The organism is uncultured Sulfitobacter sp., from assembly GCF_964021855.1.
GTDB lineage: Bacteria > Pseudomonadota > Alphaproteobacteria > Rhodobacterales > Rhodobacteraceae > Sulfitobacter.
Genome location: NZ_CAXHZD010000004.1, coordinates 267,902 through 284,376, shown reverse-complemented (window position 1 = coordinate 284,376; position 16,475 = coordinate 267,902). Strand labels below are relative to the sequence as shown.

The 16,475-nt window shown below is 57.3% G+C and carries 15 protein-coding genes; 7 read left to right on the top strand and 8 right to left on the bottom strand.

Going from position 1 to position 16,475, the window contains the following annotated elements; translation table 11 throughout:
* The first annotated feature begins 27 nt into the window (after positions 1-27).
* On the top strand, positions 28-1,788 hold the full coding sequence (locus AADJ11_RS14820) for an ATP-binding protein (protein WP_341235289.1): 1,761 nt from the start codon (positions 28-30) through the stop codon (positions 1,786-1,788).
* Between the two features lie 3 nt (positions 1,789-1,791).
* Entirely contained in the window at positions 1,792-3,126 is a 1,335-nt protein-coding gene (locus AADJ11_RS14815) for a sigma-54 dependent transcriptional regulator (RefSeq protein ID WP_219578396.1), read from the top strand.
* A 34-nt stretch (positions 3,127-3,160) separates the two neighbouring features.
* Here AADJ11_RS14815 and AADJ11_RS14810 read toward each other — a convergent pair whose 3' ends face one another.
* Entirely contained in the window at positions 3,161-3,448 is a 288-nt protein-coding gene (locus tag AADJ11_RS14810) for a hypothetical protein (RefSeq protein ID WP_341235288.1), read from the bottom strand.
* Positions 3,449-4,002: 554 nt separating this feature from the next.
* On the opposite strand from AADJ11_RS14810, the gene AADJ11_RS14805 reads away from it, so the two are divergent.
* Positions 4,003-6,765 (top strand): Rne/Rng family ribonuclease, encoded by a 2,763-nt coding sequence (locus tag AADJ11_RS14805; RefSeq protein ID WP_341235287.1) that lies wholly within the window; start codon positions 4,003-4,005, stop codon positions 6,763-6,765.
* Positions 6,766-6,822: 57 nt separating this feature from the next.
* On the opposite strand, the gene AADJ11_RS14800 is transcribed toward AADJ11_RS14805, so the two are convergent.
* Complete coding sequence (locus AADJ11_RS14800) at positions 6,823-7,050, bottom strand: sulfurtransferase TusA family protein (RefSeq protein WP_341235286.1); 228 nt, start codon at positions 7,048-7,050, stop codon at positions 6,823-6,825.
* A 102-nt stretch (positions 7,051-7,152) separates the two neighbouring features.
* Here AADJ11_RS14800 and AADJ11_RS14795 point away from each other — a divergent pair, with 102 nt between their 5' ends.
* The 4 genes from AADJ11_RS14795 (at position 7,153) to AADJ11_RS14780 (ending at position 11,497) form a co-directional block, all read left to right on the top strand.
* Positions 7,153-7,905, top strand: coding sequence for a cytochrome c biogenesis protein CcdA (locus AADJ11_RS14795; RefSeq protein ID WP_341235285.1), 753 nt, complete (start codon positions 7,153-7,155; stop codon positions 7,903-7,905).
* Positions 7,906-7,960: 55 nt separating this feature from the next.
* On the top strand, positions 7,961-9,187 hold the full coding sequence (locus AADJ11_RS14790) for a hypothetical protein (protein ID WP_341235284.1): 1,227 nt from the start codon (positions 7,961-7,963) through the stop codon (positions 9,185-9,187).
* The gene (locus AADJ11_RS14785; RefSeq protein WP_341235283.1) at positions 9,184-10,536 is read left to right on the top strand and encodes a cytochrome P450; all 1,353 of its coding nucleotides are present in this window, start codon (positions 9,184-9,186) and stop codon (positions 10,534-10,536) included. The genes AADJ11_RS14790 and AADJ11_RS14785 overlap by 4 nt, the downstream gene beginning before the upstream one ends.
* Before the next feature lie 67 nt (positions 10,537-10,603).
* On the top strand, positions 10,604-11,497 hold the full coding sequence (locus AADJ11_RS14780; RefSeq protein WP_341235282.1) for a fructose bisphosphate aldolase: 894 nt from the start codon (positions 10,604-10,606) through the stop codon (positions 11,495-11,497).
* Between the two features lie 294 nt (positions 11,498-11,791).
* Here AADJ11_RS14780 and AADJ11_RS14775 read toward each other — a convergent pair whose 3' ends face one another.
* The 6 genes from AADJ11_RS14775 to AADJ11_RS14750 all read right to left on the bottom strand — a co-directional run bounded on the left by AADJ11_RS14775 (position 11,792) and on the right by AADJ11_RS14750 (position 16,323).
* Positions 11,792-12,025 (bottom strand): ribbon-helix-helix domain-containing protein, encoded by a 234-nt coding sequence (locus AADJ11_RS14775; RefSeq protein WP_341235281.1) that lies wholly within the window; start codon positions 12,023-12,025, stop codon positions 11,792-11,794.
* Positions 12,022-12,198, bottom strand: coding sequence for a DUF4169 family protein (locus tag AADJ11_RS14770; protein WP_341235280.1), 177 nt, complete (start codon positions 12,196-12,198; stop codon positions 12,022-12,024). Before AADJ11_RS14770 ends, AADJ11_RS14775 begins: the two co-directional genes overlap by 4 nt.
* Positions 12,195-13,589: a class II fumarate hydratase gene (fumC, locus tag AADJ11_RS14765; protein ID WP_341235279.1), complete on the bottom strand. Its 1,395-nt coding sequence runs from the start codon at positions 13,587-13,589 to the stop codon at positions 12,195-12,197. Before fumC ends, AADJ11_RS14770 begins: the two co-directional genes overlap by 4 nt.
* 102 nt (positions 13,590-13,691) lie before the next feature.
* On the bottom strand, positions 13,692-14,159 hold the full coding sequence (locus tag AADJ11_RS14760) for a ClpXP protease specificity-enhancing factor SspB (RefSeq protein WP_341235278.1): 468 nt from the start codon (positions 14,157-14,159) through the stop codon (positions 13,692-13,694).
* Positions 14,160-14,260: 101 nt separating this feature from the next.
* Positions 14,261-15,511: a chromate efflux transporter gene (gene chrA / locus AADJ11_RS14755; RefSeq protein ID WP_341235277.1), complete on the bottom strand. Its 1,251-nt coding sequence runs from the start codon at positions 15,509-15,511 to the stop codon at positions 14,261-14,263.
* A complete protein-coding gene (locus AADJ11_RS14750) occupies positions 15,508-16,323 on the bottom strand; it encodes a sulfurtransferase/chromate resistance protein (RefSeq protein WP_341235276.1) in 816 nt (271 codons plus the stop codon). Before AADJ11_RS14750 ends, chrA begins: the two co-directional genes overlap by 4 nt.
* Positions 16,324-16,475: the final 152 nt, after the last annotated feature.

The following is a 16,475-nucleotide window of genomic DNA, read 5'->3' as shown; positions in this document are numbered from 1 at the left end:
ACGGTCGAGGTTGCGTAGATTGGGGCAATGAGCCAATCACCGCCCCCTAGCGCCTATCCTATATCAGTCAGCTGGCGTGTTCGGCTGGCTTTGGCGATTTTGTTGGTGATTGCGATTGCGACGATTGCGGTCACAAACAAGCTGCTCACGGACAGGTTCACCGACAGTACGCGTAACCGCGCCGAGCTGCGCATTGCGCTGTATAGCGGGAACCTGCTGGCCGAATTGCGACAGAATGCGATTGTGCCGCAGCTGCTGGCGCGCGACCCCACGTTGATCCAAGCCTTGTACCAAGCGGATTATTCGCTTTCCACGCAACGCCTGATCTCGTTTGTTGAAGAAATCGGCGCGGCGTCGTTGATGCTCTATGATATCGACGGGCGCATGGTGGCGGCGACGGATCGCAACCGTTTGGGGGCAACACACCGCACGGATGCGTATTTCGTCGATGCTTTGCGGTCGAATTCGACGGTGTTCAGCGTGATCCCACGTGAAACCGGCGGCTATCAGTTCTTTTATTCTAGGCGCATCCAAGAGGGCGGTACGACCCTTGGGGTGATCGCCGCCGAAGTGGATTTGCAACGGTTTGAACGTGCCTGGGCCGGTATTTCGGACGCGGTGATCGTCACCGACAGCACCGGCGATATCATCATGGCGACGGAACCACGCTGGCGTGGCCTGACCGAGACCGAGGCGCTGTCGAACCAGACCCCGCAAAGCGCGATTGAGCGCGCGATCAAGGCGACGGCCGATTGGACGGCCTTGCCCCCCGACGCCTATTTGCAGGGCGAGGCCGTGATGCGGCTGTCGTCGCGGATTCCATTCCGCGGCTGGCGGATCACCAGCTATACGACCTATGCATCGGTGCGTGAAAAGGTGAACGGCGTTTTGGCGCTCGAGGTGATGGGATTTGCGATCCTGCTGGCGCTGACATTCTATGCGCTGAGCCGGCAAACGGCGGGCAGGGCGGCCTTGTTCCAGCGTGAATCCACCGAATTGCGCGCGCTCAACGCGGCCCTTCAGCGGGAAATTGCCGAACGTAAACGCATGCAGGAAACGCTGGCCGTGGCCGAGCAAACGCTAGAACAATCCAGCAAACTGGCCGCCTTGGGCGAAATGTCAGCCGCGGTCAGCCACGAGCTGAACCAACCGCTAGCGGCGATGAAAACCTATCTGGCAGGTGCGCGTTTGTTGATCCGGCGTAACCGTACGGACGAGGCCTTGTCTTCCTTTGGCCGCATTGACGATCTGATTGAACGGATGGGGGCCATCACCCGGCAGCTCAAAAGCTATGCCCGTAAGGGGCAAGAGAGTTTTTCCCCCTTCGATATGCGCGATGCACTGGCGTCGTCGCTGTCGATGATGGAACCGCAATTGCGCCAGCGTCAGGTGCATATCAATCGCATCCTGCCCGATGCGCCCGTACGGGTGATGGGCGACCGGATGCGGGTGGAACAAGTGTTGGTCAACCTCTTGCGGAATGCATTGGACGCCACCAAGTCTGAACGTAACCCACAGGTCGAGATTATGCTTTCGGCTGGCGAAACCGCCACCTTGACTGTGCGGGATAACGGTCCGGGCATCGAAGATCTCGATGCGTTGTTCGAACCGTTTTACACAACCAAACAGCCCGGCGATGGTGTCGGGCTAGGGCTTGCGATCTCATCCGGTATTGTCACCGAATTGGGGGGCAGGCTGACAGCGCGCAACGGCCAGAACGGCGGCGCGGTCTTTGAAATGCAGCTGCCCATTATGGCCAGCACAGAAAACACACAGGCGGCAGAGTAAATTATGGCTCAGGCAATGAAAATCGCGATTGTTGATGATGAACAGGACATGCGGCAATCCATCAGCCAATGGCTGGCGTTGTCAGGATACGACACTGAAACTTTCCCAAGTGCAGAAGATGCGTTGAAAAAGCTGGGGCCGGATTATCCCGGCATCGTGATTTCCGACATTAAAATGCCGGGTATGGGCGGGATGGAGTTTCTGAAAAAGCTGATGGGCAGTGACAGTGCGCTGCCGGTGATTATGATCACTGGTCACGGCGATGTTCCCATGGCGGTCGAGGCGATGCGCGTCGGCGCGTTTGATTTCCTTGAGAAACCATTCAACCCCGACCGGATGAGCGAGCTGGCCAAGAAAGCCACCAACGCGCGGCGTCTGGTGATGGATAACCGTGCGCTGCGCCGCGAATTGTCGGATGGCACCCAGCTGATGAAAAAGCTGATCGGTGGATCGCCGGTGATGGAGCGCCTGCGCGAGGATATCCTTGATCTGGGTCAGGCCGATGGTCACGTGTTGATTGACGGTGAAACAGGTACCGGCAAAACGCTGGTCGCGCATGCGCTGCATGCTGTCGGGTCACGTGCGGGCAAGAAATTCGTGCTGGTCAGCTGTGCCGCACTCGAGGAGGACGCCCTGAGCAAGCGATTGTTTGGCCCGATGATGCCCGAAGACGCGCAATTGCCCGCGATTGAAGAGGCCCGCGGCGGCACGCTGGTGCTTGAGGGGATCGAAGCGCTGAGCGAGACGTTGCAAGCGCGCCTGCTAAGCGCGATCAACGAGCAGGGCACACCAGCGGAAACGCGGATCGTGGCGATCTCCAACCTTCAAGAAGCCGGACGCACGTCTGAGGACGCGCTGCGGTCGGATCTGTTCTATCGCTTGGCGGCGTTGCGTATCACCGTGCCTCCGTTGCGCCAGCGTGGTGAAGATATCCTGACGCTGTTCACACGGTTGAGCGAAGAATTTGCCGATGAATACGGATGCGATGCGCCGCAAGTGTCCGCGCAGGAGGCCGCGCAATTGCTGCAAGCACCTTGGCCGGGCAATGTGCGTCAGCTGATCAACGTGGCGGAACGTGCGGTGCTGCAATCGCGGCGCGGGTCGGGGTCGATTGCATCCTTGCTGATGACCGATCACGAGGAAATGCAGCCGGTGATGACTACGGACGGCAAACCGCTTAAGGAATATGTCGAAGCGTTCGAGCGGATGCTGATCGACAACACCATGCGACGCCACAAAGGGTCCATCGCATCCGTGATGGATGAACTATGCCTGCCGCGCCGGACCTTGAACGAAAAAATGGCCAAATACGGATTGCAGCGCTCAGATTACCTCTGAACGCTGTCCCTTTAGGCAAAACTGGGACGCGGAGTTACAGCCGCGTCTCGATCAACTGCTTGGCGGCACCGTTTTCGTCGGTATAGCAGGTCCAGGGCGCAATCCCCGGCAGATCGACAATATGTTGACGTGTCTCGACGATTGGGATCGTCGTGTTGATCACACCACCCGAAACACCGGTATGTTTTTCGACGGCGCGAATGCAGCTTCTGTGCGCTTTCAGTTCGGCACGTGCTGCAGGATCATTCGCAACGGCCATATCTTCGCAAGCAGCGAGCGCCATAAAAGGCAGGCAAAGCGCAAAGCGCAGGGAAAAGTGCATCGTATCTTCCTTATTTTCGGGGCATGCCCCACCGCAGGTCCAATCCCAGTATCGACCAACAGGCCTGATACGACTGTTTCTCACACGCAGACGTGATGTCAAGCGATGGGGCTTTGGCGCGGTTATGATGCATCCCATATCGCGCCAAACGCGATTGACCATTGTCATTTGCCCGCTTCTACCTTTAATTGGGTACAGGGCTCTTTGCGTTTCAGGCGCAACCGCAGACCCTTTGACAGTTTCGCTGCCTCGGTTACCCGCTCAGCCGGTGTCCAGGCAGACCGATAAGGCCCTTAAAAAAGGCCAGAGAACCGCTGACGGATGGCATGGGCCAAGGCCCTGATCAAAAGCAGTAATTAATGGATGTGAACCGCGCCAAGGTGCCTTTCACGTCGGAGAAGAACCGCGATGACGCGCGCAGACGCCACGAGCAGACAAACAGGCGGCCTTTTGGGCCCTGTTTTAGCCGCGTCACCTATCGCCCTGACAAGACATACCCTGCCGCGCGGTGCCCCACCGGGACGCTTGCGTGCGCAGCTGTGCAAAATGGATTTATGCCTAAGAAAATGCTTATCGATGCCACCCACGCTGAGGAAACTCGCGTTGTCGTGGTTGATGGAAACAAAGTCGAGGAATTTGACTTTGAATCAGAGAATAGACGCCAGCTAGCTGGCAATATCTACCTCGCGAAAGTCACGCGAGTAGAGCCTTCGTTGCAGGCGGCCTTTGTGGATTATGGTGGAAATCGCCATGGTTTCTTGGCGTTCTCGGAAATTCACCCTGATTATTATCAGATCCCCGTAGCCGATCGTATCGCGCTGATGGAGGAAGAACGTGCCTATGCAGAAGCGCAGGCCGCCAAAGAAGACGAAGACGAGAAACCCAAGCGCCGCACCCGGTCGCGCAGCCGTAGCAAAGCCAAGGCCGAGGACACGGTAAGCGAAGACGCCGTGGCCACCAAGGACGCGGATAGCGATCAAATCGACGGCATGGAAACCGTTGATCTGGACGACGACGAGGAAGGGTCTTCCCCGATGGAGCGTGTCGCCGAGACACCCGTCGAGGAACCTGATCAGGATGAGGCGTCTTCGGATGCCGATGACAGCGACGCTGACGTAGATGGCGACGATGACGAGCCCGAAGCGAAAGCCAAAGACGCGTCCTCAAAAGACGACAGCATCGAATCTGTTGCGGATGATGACGACCAAGAAGACCTGCGCCCGGCGCGCAAGCCACGCCCGAAGCGGTACAAAATTCAGGAAGTCGTAAAAGTACGTCAAATCCTGCTGATTCAGGTCGTCAAAGAAGAACGCGGCAACAAAGGCGCTGCGCTGACGACCTATCTGTCGCTGGCAGGCCGTTACTGCGTCTTGATGCCTAACACCGCGCGTGGGGGCGGGATCAGCCGCAAAATCACGAATGCTGCCGACCGTAAGAAGCTCAAAGAGATCGCAAACGAAATTCAGGTGCCCAAGGGCGCTGGCCTGATTGTCCGGACCGCCGGTGCACAACGCACCAAAGCCGAGATCAAGCGCGACTATGAATATCTGCAACGCCTGTGGGAACAGATCCGCGAGCTGACGCTGAAATCAATCGCGCCTGCGAAAATCTATGAAGAGGGCGATTTGATCAAACGGTCGATTCGCGATCTTTATAACCGCGACATCGACGAAGTATTTGTCGAAGGCGAACGCGGCTATCGCATCGCCAAGGACTTCATGAAAATGATCATGCCGTCCCACGCGAAAAACGTGAAGCTGTACAGCGAAACGCTGCCGCTGTTCGCGCGCTATCAGGTCGAAAGCTATCTTTCGGGCATGTTCAACCCGACGGTTCAACTGCCATCGGGCGGCTATATCGTGATCGGCGTGACCGAAGCCTTGGTGGCAATCGACGTCAACTCGGGTCGGGCCACCAAAGAAGGGTCGATCGAACAGACAGCGACAAAAACCAACCTTGAAGCGGCCGCCGAAGTCGCCCGCCAATTGCGCCTGCGCGATCTGGCCGGTCTGATCGTCATCGATTTTATCGACATGGACGAGCGTCGCAATAACATCGCCGTCGAAAAGATGATGAAGGACAAGCTGAAAACCGACCGTGCGCGCATCCAGGTGGGTCGCATCTCGGGCTTTGGTTTGATGGAAATGTCCCGTCAGCGTCTACGCCCTGGCATGATCGAAGCGACGACCCAGCCGTGCCACGCTTGTCACGGCACCGGATTGATCCGCTCGGACGACAACCTTGCCCTGTCGATCCTGCGCGAGATCGAAGAAGAAGGCACACGCAAACGGTCCCGCGAGGTGCTGATCACAGCGCCCGTTGGCATCGCCAACTTCTTGATGAACCAAAAGCGGGAACATATCGCCCATATCGAGGGCCGCTATGGCATGTCCGTGCGTATCGAAGGCGACCCAACCTTGGTCAGCCCTGATTTCAAGATCGAAAAGTTCAAGACGGCCACCCGTGTGGTGCAACAGATCGAACATGTTGTGTCGGTTGATACCAGCCTGATGGACGAGATCGACGAGCAAGAAGCCGAGGCCGTTGAGGCCGAAGAGGACGTGAACGAGGATCAGCCGTCTAACCGTGGCAATGGCCGCGCGCATGACAGTGACGGTGATGACAACGATGCTGAGGGCAAACCAAAACGCCGTCGTCGCCGTCGTCGTCGTCGCGGTGGTAAATCCAACGGAGATGATGCGGCAAACGGTGAAAACAACGGCGCGGATAACGCAACATCGGACGATAACCAGCCGGCAGAGGCCAAGGCCGACGATAGCGATGCCGGTGCCAAGGCTGCTGATGCGGCTGAAACACCCGCTGACGCTGATGCACCCGAGGCCAAGGCAGAACCTGCTGAAAAGCCCAAGCGCACCCGTAAGCCGCGCAAGCCCAAGGTTGAAGCCGCAGCAGAGGCAGAGACTGCCGATGCGACAGTAACTGCCGAGGCGACAGGCGCGACTGAGGAAACGGCCGAAGAAAAGCCCGCACCCAAAAAGCGGACACGCACGCGCAAGCCTAAGGTTGCAGCCGAGGACAAACCGGCAGCATCCGAAGAAAAGCCCGCTAGAAAGTCGAAACCAAAGCCTGAGCCAACACCGGTTCCAGCGCCCGAGCCTGCGCCGGTAGAGCCTACACCGGCACCGGTTGAGGTTCCGATTGAAGCACCTGTCGAAGTGCCGCCAACGCAAGAGGTGACACCACCACCCGCAGTGGAAGAGGTCCCTGACCAGACCGCCGCACCAGAACCTGCAAAGGTCGAGGAAAAACCCGCCAAGCCAAGACGGCGCGGCTGGTGGTCGCTGGGCGGCTCATAAGCTGATAAAATAGCGACAAAAGGCAGGCCTTCGGGTCTGCCTTTTACGTTTGGGGCGCTACTTTTTGCGGATCACATAGGTTTGCGGGGTTGTGTCCAAATCCTGACGGATCAGATCATGCCCTGCCTCGGCGCAAAAATGCGGGATATCGATGATCGCGGCAGGGTCATCGGCTTGCACTTTCAGCACGCCGCCCGACGGGATCGCTTGCAACCTTTTGCGCGCTTTAAGCACGGGCAGGGGGCACAGCAGCCCGGTTGCATCAAGGATATGTTCATCATTCATAAACCTCAGATAAGGCAGATGTTTCAATTCGTCCACAACCTTGTGACAGGCCCGCGCGCAACAACGCGTGACGCCACCGCCAAAGCGCAGTAAAGATGCGATATGTTTGGAATTGATCTAATTGACGCAGGCCTGCTGCCCGCCATTTTCATCGCATTGACGGCGGGGATTATCAGTTTCCTCAGCCCGTGCGTCTTGCCGATTGTGCCACCCTATCTGGCCTATATGAGCGGCGTCACCCTAAACGATATGTCGGCTGTCGGATCGGCGCGGCGCAAGGCGGTGATTGCGGCGCTGTTCTTTGTCATGGGCCTTAGCACGGTCTTTTTGATCTTGGGCTTTACCGCGTCTGCCTTCGGGGCGTTTTTCCTGCAAAATCAAATACTTTTCGCCCGTATCTCGGGCATTGTGGTAATCGTCTTTGGCCTGCATTTTCTGGGGGTGTTCCGCATTCCCTTCCTTGATCAAGAGGCGCGGTTGGACGCGGGCGACAAGGGTGGATCGTCCTTTGGGGCCTATGTGTTGGGCCTCGCATTCGCCTTTGGCTGGACGCCCTGCATCGGGCCGCAACTGGGGGCGATCCTGTCGCTCGCCGCGTCAGAGGCATCGGTCGCGCGCGGTACGTTGCTGCTGGGGGTCTATGCGGCGGGGCTGGGCATTCCGTTTTTGCTGGCCGCGATGTTCATCACCCGCGCCACGGTGATGATGAACCGGATCAAACCTTATATGAGGTTGATCGAACGGATCATGGGCCTGCTGTTGATCATCGTCGGCATGGCCCTTTTGACAGGCGCATTCTCGGCGTTTTCATTCTGGCTGCTTGAAAGCTTTCCAGCGCTCGGATCACTGGGTTAGACACCTTACACTTGGCTAAAAACCTGTCTAAGCTGCGGCTAACGACAGGTGGGACATGGCCGCAGAAATCGATCAATCAGTCAAACGGCGCCGGGTGTTCTACATTCCGGGCTATGACCCGATCCATCCCCGTCGCTACCGCGAATTATACCGCAAGGAATCTGGCGATCAGGCGCGAATTTCCGGCTATGAAATCGGGCTAAAGCCGAAAACCACCAAGGGCAATTACGGCTGGGTCGTTGATGCGACAATCGACGGTGCGCAGGTCAACGCGCAGGTCGAGGTGCTGGTCTGGTCCGACATCGTGCGCGTGTCGATGCATAATTCGATTTTCGCGACTTACATGCAATTGGTCCACACCGCGTGGGTTTATATCGCGTCCGGTGCGCTGTGGCGGTTGATGAAACTGCGCAAAGGCCCCGTTATTGCAGCGCTGTATCCCGTTGGGATGCTGTTACTGCAGCTGGCGATTGCCGCTCTGATCGGGGCGCTGGCATATGTCGCGCTGACCTATTTTGGAGGGCCGTTTTGGTTCAAAGGAATCGCAGCGGCCCTGTGCGTGGGTCTGGCTTGGTCCGTGTTAAAGTGGTTCAAAAAGCGCGACGGCAAGTTCTACGCCTATTACCTGATGCATGATTTTGCCTATGGCGCTGCATCGCGCGGCGCGAACCCGCCCGCGCTTGAGGCGCGGATGACTGAATTTGGCGCAGCGATCGCCGAGGCGTTGAAATCGGATGTGGATGAGGTTTTGGTTGTCGGCCATTCCTCTGGCGCGCATTTGGGGGTGTCCATTCTGGCCGATCTGGTGCGGACGGGGGCAGTGCCCGAAAGCGGGCCCAAGTTGGGGTTTTTGACATTGGGGCAGGTGGTGCCGATGGTATCATTTCTGCGTGATGCCCATCGCTTGCGGGCCGATCTGCGGTATCTGTCCCAGCGGGATGAACTGACATGGATCGACGTGACAGCCCCCGGCGATGGTTGCGCCTTTGCGCTATGCGATCCTGTTGCGGTGTCCGGTGTCGCGCCGGAAAATCAGAAATGGCCGCTGGTCTTTTCGGCGGCGTTTACCCAATCGCTAAGCCCCGCCCGCTGGAAGGAATTGCGTTGGCGCTTCTTCCGTCTCCATTTTCAGTATCTTTGTGCGTTTGATGCACCCAAGGATTACGACTATTTCCGGATCACCGCAGGCCCGCTGACCCTTGCAGAACGTTATACTGATCGGCCAGCATCCAAGTCGCGCCTTGTGAAGCCGGTGAATAAATTCACCTCGGTTACGCCATGACCCAGCCGCCCAAACCCGACAGTAGGCCTGATAAGGTATCGCTGTGGCGCTATGCCAAGCTGTTTCGGCGCGATATCCTGTCGGCGCAGCCCGCCCGTTTGTACCGCGCTTGGATGGCCGAGTTTAAGACGCCGTTTTTCCGCAGCTATCTGATCAACCAGCCCGATCTAATCAAAACGGTGTTGAAAGACCGGCATGATGACTTTCCAAAATCGAACCGTATTGGCGAAGGGCTTCGGCCCTTGTTGGGCAATTCGGTGTTTTTGACCAACGGCAAAACATGGAAACGCCAGCGGCGCATTATTGATCCTGCCTTTGAGGGTGGGCGGTTGCGGGGCAGCTTTCCCGCGATGTGGGACGCGGCCGAGGCGATGGCAAAACGGTTAGAACCGCAGTCGGGGCAGGTGATCGAGATTGAAGCGGAAACCAGCCACGCCGCGGCTGATGTGATTTTTCGCACACTGTTTTCATTGCCCATTGAGCATCATTTGGCGCGCGAGGTGTTCGAAGAATTCAAAACCTATCAACGCAGCCAGCCGATCCTGAACATCGCGGCGTTTATTCCGCTGCCGCGCTGGTTGCCACGTCTGTTTCGCAAAGACACGAAATCAAGCGCAGCCAAGATACGTCGCTTGATCACAGAGCTGACCGAGGCGCGGATGGTCGAGATTTCGCAAGGTACCGCGCCAGAGGATCTGGCCACCAAGATCATGACAACCGCTGATCCGGTGGACGGCGACACTTTTAGCACGCAAGAAATGGTGGATCAGGTCGCGATCTTTTTCCTTGCGGGGCACGAGACCAGCGCGTCGGCCCTGGCTTGGGCGCTGTATCTGATGGCACCGCACCCCGACTGGCAGGACAGATTGGCCGAGGAAGCGCAGCAGATCGATGCCTGCGATTTCGCGGTCATGTCCAAGCTGCGCCTCAGCCGCGATGTGTTCCGCGAGGCGCTGCGTCTTTATCCGCCCGTACCGATGATGGTGCGAGAGGCAACCTGTCCGGAGCAGTTCCGGGGCCGTGACGTTAAAGCGGGGGCGCAGATTGTGATCAGCCCGTGGCATCTCCATCGGCAGGAGCGCTTGTGGGACAATCCCGATGGCTTTGACCCGGCGCGCTGGCAAAGCGAAAATGGACAGAAATGCCAACGCGAAGCCTATCTGCCGTTTAGTGCGGGGCCGCGTGTGTGTCCGGGGGCAGGTTTTGCGATGATCGAAGGCCCGTTGATCCTGTCGCGCCTTTTGCGTGACTACCGGATCGAGGCGATTGCATCAAAACTGCCGGTTCCTGTCGCACATCTTACGGTAAGGTCAAAAGATGGCATTTGGCTGCGTCTTGTCCGACGCTAACGATATATCATCGAGCGTTAAGATGCATTAAACCATGCAAAACGGAATCAGTAAGGGCCGAACCACCATGAGCACGACAGACGCACAACGCACACAGATGGCGACCGGCAAGGGATTTGTTGCCGCATTGGACCAGTCCGGTGGATCGACGCCCAAAGCGCTTAGCTTGTACGGCGTTGAACCGTCGGATTATTCTGGCGACGCGGAAATGTTTCAGGCGATGCATGATATGCGCGCGCGGATCATTCTGGCCGATGATTTCACCAGCGATAAGGTTTTGGGCGCGATCCTGTTTGAACGCACCATGGATGATACAATTAATGGAAAGCCTGTCGCCGATGTCTTGTGGAATGATCGCGGTGTCGTCCCGTTTTTGAAGATCGACAAGGGTCTTGAGGACGAGGTCAACGGTGTTCAACTGCTCAAACCGATGCCTGATCTGGATGCGCTGCTGAAGCGCGCCAAGGCGGCCGGGATTTTCGGCACCAAAGAACGTTCGGTGATCCAATCCGCCAATGCCTATGGCATCCGCGAGGTGGTTTCGCAGCAGTTCGAAGTTGCAAAAGCTGTCTGCGCCGCAGGTTTGGTGCCGATTATCGAGCCCGAGGTGAACATTCATTCTGATAGCAAAACGGAATGCGAGGATATCCTGAAGACCGAGCTGGAAAACCAGCTGGCGTTGTTGGGGCCGGATCAGATTGTGATGCTGAAGCTGACATTGCCCGAGAAGGCTGGGCTTTACGATGAGTTGGCCGATTTGCCGAATGTTTTGCGGGTTGTCGCCCTATCGGGGGGCTATTCCACGGATGATGCCAGCGCACGTCTGAGCAAGAATGCGAAGATGATCGCAAGCTTTTCGCGTGCTTTGACCGAAGGGTTGAACGTGAAGATGACCGATGCGGAATTTAACGCCGCATTGGGCGCGAATATCGACAAAATCTATAAAGCATCAGTGGCGTAACAAGACGGAATTTTTCAAAAATTCCGAACCGTTTTCTTTCAAAGAAAACGTCTACAAAACAACGCGGACCGGCTCCTGATTACAGAAGATCACAAGCTGGCCCGCGTTCTCTACCGCGTGAAATCCGCGGCGCATCAATTCCTGCTCGAATTCTGCTTTCCCCACATATCGTTCAATGTCCCGTATTCTACGGCGTATCACTCCGCCGCTACGCGCAGATTTAGAACTGAATAAATCTAGAACCCATTGATCGGGTGATAAGGGGGAAGGGCGTGCCAGTATCATACCTGAACGTTATTCCGATGTTGGTAAACGTTCCTTTAAGCTCCGCAGAACAAACACACGGATCGCCGAGGCAAGACCGGCTTCCATCCCGCGATCTGCATCAATCTGCGCCACCAGCGCATTGATCGGAAGATTAAGATCCGCGGCGATTTCTTTGAACTCACTCCAGAACTCATCTTCGAGAGAGATCGATGTTCGGTGACCCCGCAGGGTCACCGAGTGTTTGATAGGCCGTGCGCTCATGTCTCGCGCTTGTGGGCTTCCAGATTGCGCGTGATTTGAGCCAGACGTTCTTTCAGGACCTCTTTTTGGTCCTTGCTTTGGCCAAATAGCACTGCGTTTTCGTCAGCGCGGGCCTTGCGAGACGCGCGGTTGCGCTCTTTCTTGACCTTGTTGAGGTTGATGGGGGCGCTCATTCTTTTGGTCCGATCATTTGCTCCGGCCGCACAACGCGGTCGAATGTTTCAGCGTCGACAAAGCCCAAGGCGATTGCTTCTTCCTTGAGGGTCGTGCCGTTCTTGTGGGCTGTTTTGGCAACCTTGGTTGCGTTGTCATAGCCGATTGTGGGGGCCAGCGCTGTGACCAGCATCAGGCTTTCTTTCATCAGCTTGTCGATGCGTTCGACATTGGCTTGGGTGCCGACAACCATATTGTCCGTGAACGCCGATGCGCTGTCACCCAAAAGCTGCATGGACTGCAAGACGTTATAGCTCATCATCGGGTTATAGACGTTCAGCTCAAAGTGGCCTTGCGATCCGGCAAAGCCGACGGCAGCATCGTTGCCCATGACATGGGCACAGACCATTGTCAGCGCTTCGGCCTGCGTCGGGTTCACCTTGCCCGGCATAATCGACGATCCCGGCTCGTTTTCCGGCAAGATCAGCTCGCCCAGACCGGAACGGGGGCCAGAGCCCAGCAGACGCATGTCATTGGCGATTTTGAACAGCGATCCAGCAACAGTTTTCAGCGCGCCCGAGAACATGACCATCGCGTCATGGGCGGCCAGCGATTCAAACTTGTTGGGTGCTGTGACAAACGGAAGGTCGGTGATTTCAGCCATATGGGCCGCGACCGCTTCGGCCCAGCCTTTTTTGGTGTTCAGACCAGTGCCCACTGCTGTGCCGCCTTGGGCCAGCTCGTAAATGTCGGGCAGGCAGGCGTTGACGCGTTCAATGCCCTTTTTAACCTGATGCGCATAGCCGGAAAATTCCTGGCCCAACGTCAGCGGCGTCGCGTCTTGCGTATGGGTGCGGCCGATCTTGATGATGTCTTTGAACTCTACCGATTTGGCGGCCAGCGCATCATGCAGCTTTTGCAGACCGGGCAGTAAAACATCGCGTGCTTGCATCCCGATGGCCACATGCATCGCCGTCGGGAATGTATCGTTTGACGATTGGCCCATGTTGCAATGGTCATTTGGGTGAACGGGTGTCTTCAATCCCATTTCGCCGCCCAACATCTCGATGGCGCGGTTCGAGATCACTTCGTTCGCGTTCATGTTCGACTGGGTGCCAGACCCCGTCTGCCAAACTACCAAAGGAAAGTTATCGTCGAATTTACCCTCAATCACTTCAGAGGCCGCCGCGACAATCGCATCGCCAACCTCGGTACTCAGATCCCCTTGCTTGAGGTTCTCCATCGCACAGGCTTTTTTCACCACACCCAAGGCGCGGATGATCGGCACCGGCTGTTTTTCCCAACCGATCGGGAAATTGATGATCGACCGCTGGGTTTGCGCCCCCCAATATTTATCGGAAGGGACCTCCAACGGGCCAAAGCTGTCTGTTTCTGTGCGTGTATCGGCCATGTGCAGGCTCCTGATCTTGGCAATATGTTGGATCAGGGTTTAGCCTGCGCAGGGGCGCGGCGCAATCAAGGGATGGCGCTAACGCGGCTGCAATCTGGCAAGTTATTTGCGAAAACTGTCCAAAGACACGATTTCGGCAGCTTTCGGGGTTTCCTCGGCGACCTCAAGCTCGCTCTCGTCGATCTGGCTTAGGGCCGCATCATCGTCTTCGGCGCTCTCTTGCTGCTCGAACTTCAGGCCAAATTCCACAGACGGGTCCACAAAGGTGCGGATCGCATCATAGGGGATATACATCGGCTCTGGCGCGTCGCCAAAATTCAACGTGACCGAGAATCCCTCGTCCGTAACTTCAAGCTTGTCATACCAATGTTGCATGACCACGGTCATCTCGCCGGGATAGCGATCAGACAGCCAATCGGCGAGCTCCGCATCGGGGTGTTCGGTGTCGAAGGTGATGAAAAAATGATGATTTCCGGGCAACCCATTCGCTGCCACATCCAAAAGCACCTGCCGGATCAATCCGCGCATGGCGTCGTGCATCAGGTTGCCATACTCAATGCTTCGGCTCATTTTATCCGTCTAACCCCCAATTTTGGTAGGGCTAGCATACGCCATTTAGCATGAGTGAAAAGGGGCAACCTGAAGCATGAACAAAAAGCGTCGCGTCGGGTTTATCCGACGAGAGCAGGAACCAGCGCCACCACGCTGAGCACGGCCATGGTGAACACAAAGCCGCGCTTTAGAACAAGCATCAAGACGCCCGCCAAAACCGTTAATATCATGGCCGTGATGTTAAAACTGGACCAAACCGGCAGGGGCATCGCCAAAAGGCCCGCTGGCACGACCTGTTCAAACAGCACATGCAGGCCGAACCACACAGATAGATTACCGATCACCCCCACGACGGCCGCCGTAATGGCGCGCAGGGCGGAACTTAACCGTGGTTGGGCCGAGATTGCCTCAAGATAGGGGCCGGCAAGGAATATCCAAAGAAAACAGGGGGTAAACGTGACCCACAGCGCCAGTATCCCTGCAACGATCGCGCCACTGACCCCGCATTGCGCGAATCCGGCCAGTAGGGCGACAAATTCGGTCACCAGAATGAGCGGGCCGGGGGTGGTCTCCGCCAGCCCCAAGGCATCGATCATTTGCTGGGTGGTAATCCAGCCGTGATCCTGCACCACGCTTTGGGTCATATAGGCCAAAACGGCATAGGCCCCGCCAAAGGTCACCACCGCCAGCTTTGAGAAAAACAAACCCAATTGCAGCAGAAAATCTTGGCCCAACGCCCACACCAGCACCAAAGGGGCGGCCCAAAGACTGCCCCAAATCACGCCGGTTTTTATCGGCTGCGCGGTGTCGGTTCGGCGCGGTTCGAGGGACATTCCCGTGTCCGAACCACGCGTTAATCCCCACAACCCAGCCGCAAGGATGATCAGCGGAAACGGCAGCCCAAAGACGAACAGCGCGGCAAAGGACGCAAGTGCCAACACCCACCCTTCGCCGCCGTGCAGCGCCTTTGCCGCGACCTTTCTAAGGGCTTGAAACACCACGATGATGACCGCCGCTTTGATACCCAGAAACGCAGCTTGAACCAGGGGCAGCTGGCCGTAATAAGCGTATCCCAAGGCCAATATGCCGATCACCAACGCGCCGGGCACGACGAACAACAGCCCGGCCAACAGACCACCCGCCGTCCCACGCATGCGCCAGCCTGCATAGGTCGCCAATTGCATCGCCTCGGGGCCGGGCAACAACATGCACAGCGATAGTGCCCGCAGATATGCGGCCTCAGTCAGCCAGCCATGTCGTTCAACCAATTCGCGGTGCATCAGGGCGATCTGCGCAGCGGGCCCGCCAAAGGACAGCAAACCAATCCGCCCGAACACCCGCCCCATCAAGGGCCAACTGGGCACGCTCATGCGCCGCGCCCCGCCGGCCAGTCATGGGTTTCGCCTGCACCGTCACGGGCCCAGCGAAACAAGGCATCATACATCAGCAATCCCTGTGCTAGCTGTTCCTGATCATCCTTGAACTGGCGCGACAACCCAACAGACAAGGCCAGCAATCCCGCCGCCTCGGGGGCCAGATCATGGCGGTTGGTATCAGCGGCGCGGATCACCTTGGCCATTTTGTCCAAAGCATCACAATGCAGTTCAAACACGTCCAGCATGGTATCAAAGGTGCAATTCTCGCCCTGGTGGGAAAATGCGACCCCTTCAACGTCAAAGGGCACTGCGCCGTATCGATCCGCCACCCCCAGCACCTCGCTCGGCGAGACAAACAACAACCGCGCCGCAGGGTCAACAAAACGCCGGATCAGCCAAGGACAGGCAATACGGTCGATCTTGGGCCGGTGGCGGGTGACCCAAAGGGTCGCACCATCCACGGGTGCGGGCAGGGTCGCCGCGGGTATCCGCATTGTTCCGGCGTAATCGCGCCACGCATACATGCCACCCGCCAAATATTCCGCAGCAATGCCATCGGCACGCAGCCGCGCGGTCAAACCCTGGCTCAGCTTGATGCCGCGCTGGCAGGTGATGACACAGGGGCGTCCGGCCAAAAGGTCTTTTAACCCGGGCACATCCGTATGCGGGTGTCGCAGTGAACCGGGGATCAAAAACGGATCTTCGTCAAAGTCGGGGTCTATGGAAATATCCACAATGACCGGCGCGTCGGGTGTGCCGATCAGGCGCAACAATTGGGGGACGGTAATTTCATTCGGGGCAGCCATGGCATGCATCCTTTCAAAACGGAAACATGCGAACTTCTGGCTGGCGCCTCACGGGGCGTTCGCGGAAATCCCCATAAAAACTGTCTGACATACCAAAGCACACCGCGTCAAGCTGTGCGGGTCTTCTATTCCAAATGGTAAAAAATCCTCGC

What these genes read in the sequence shown, in the direction of transcription:
- AADJ11_RS14820 (WP_341235289.1), top strand. Translation starts at nt 28, where the DNA reads ATGAGCCAATCACCGCCCCCTAGCGCCTATCCTATATCAGTCAGCTGG.
- AADJ11_RS14815 (WP_219578396.1), top strand. Translation starts at nt 1,792, where the DNA reads ATGGCTCAGGCAATGAAAATCGCGATTGTTGATGATGAACAGGACATG.
- AADJ11_RS14810 (WP_341235288.1), bottom strand. Translation starts at nt 3,448, where the DNA reads ATGCACTTTTCCCTGCGCTTTGCGCTTTGCCTGCCTTTTATGGCGCTC.
- AADJ11_RS14805 (WP_341235287.1), top strand. Translation starts at nt 4,003, where the DNA reads ATGCCTAAGAAAATGCTTATCGATGCCACCCACGCTGAGGAAACTCGC.
- AADJ11_RS14800 (WP_341235286.1), bottom strand. Translation starts at nt 7,050, where the DNA reads ATGAATGATGAACATATCCTTGATGCAACCGGGCTGCTGTGCCCCCTG.
- AADJ11_RS14795 (WP_341235285.1), top strand. Translation starts at nt 7,153, where the DNA reads ATGTTTGGAATTGATCTAATTGACGCAGGCCTGCTGCCCGCCATTTTC.
- AADJ11_RS14790 (WP_341235284.1), top strand. Translation starts at nt 7,961, where the DNA reads ATGGCCGCAGAAATCGATCAATCAGTCAAACGGCGCCGGGTGTTCTAC.
- AADJ11_RS14785 (WP_341235283.1), top strand. Translation starts at nt 9,184, where the DNA reads ATGACCCAGCCGCCCAAACCCGACAGTAGGCCTGATAAGGTATCGCTG.
- AADJ11_RS14780 (WP_341235282.1), top strand. Translation starts at nt 10,604, where the DNA reads ATGAGCACGACAGACGCACAACGCACACAGATGGCGACCGGCAAGGGA.
- AADJ11_RS14775 (WP_341235281.1), bottom strand. Translation starts at nt 12,025, where the DNA reads ATGAGCGCACGGCCTATCAAACACTCGGTGACCCTGCGGGGTCACCGA.
- AADJ11_RS14770 (WP_341235280.1), bottom strand. Translation starts at nt 12,198, where the DNA reads ATGAGCGCCCCCATCAACCTCAACAAGGTCAAGAAAGAGCGCAACCGC.
- fumC (WP_341235279.1), bottom strand. Translation starts at nt 13,589, where the DNA reads ATGGCCGATACACGCACAGAAACAGACAGCTTTGGCCCGTTGGAGGTC.
- AADJ11_RS14760 (WP_341235278.1), bottom strand. Translation starts at nt 14,159, where the DNA reads ATGAGCCGAAGCATTGAGTATGGCAACCTGATGCACGACGCCATGCGC.
- chrA (WP_341235277.1), bottom strand. Translation starts at nt 15,511, where the DNA reads ATGAGCGTGCCCAGTTGGCCCTTGATGGGGCGGGTGTTCGGGCGGATT.
- AADJ11_RS14750 (WP_341235276.1), bottom strand. Translation starts at nt 16,323, where the DNA reads ATGGCTGCCCCGAATGAAATTACCGTCCCCCAATTGTTGCGCCTGATC.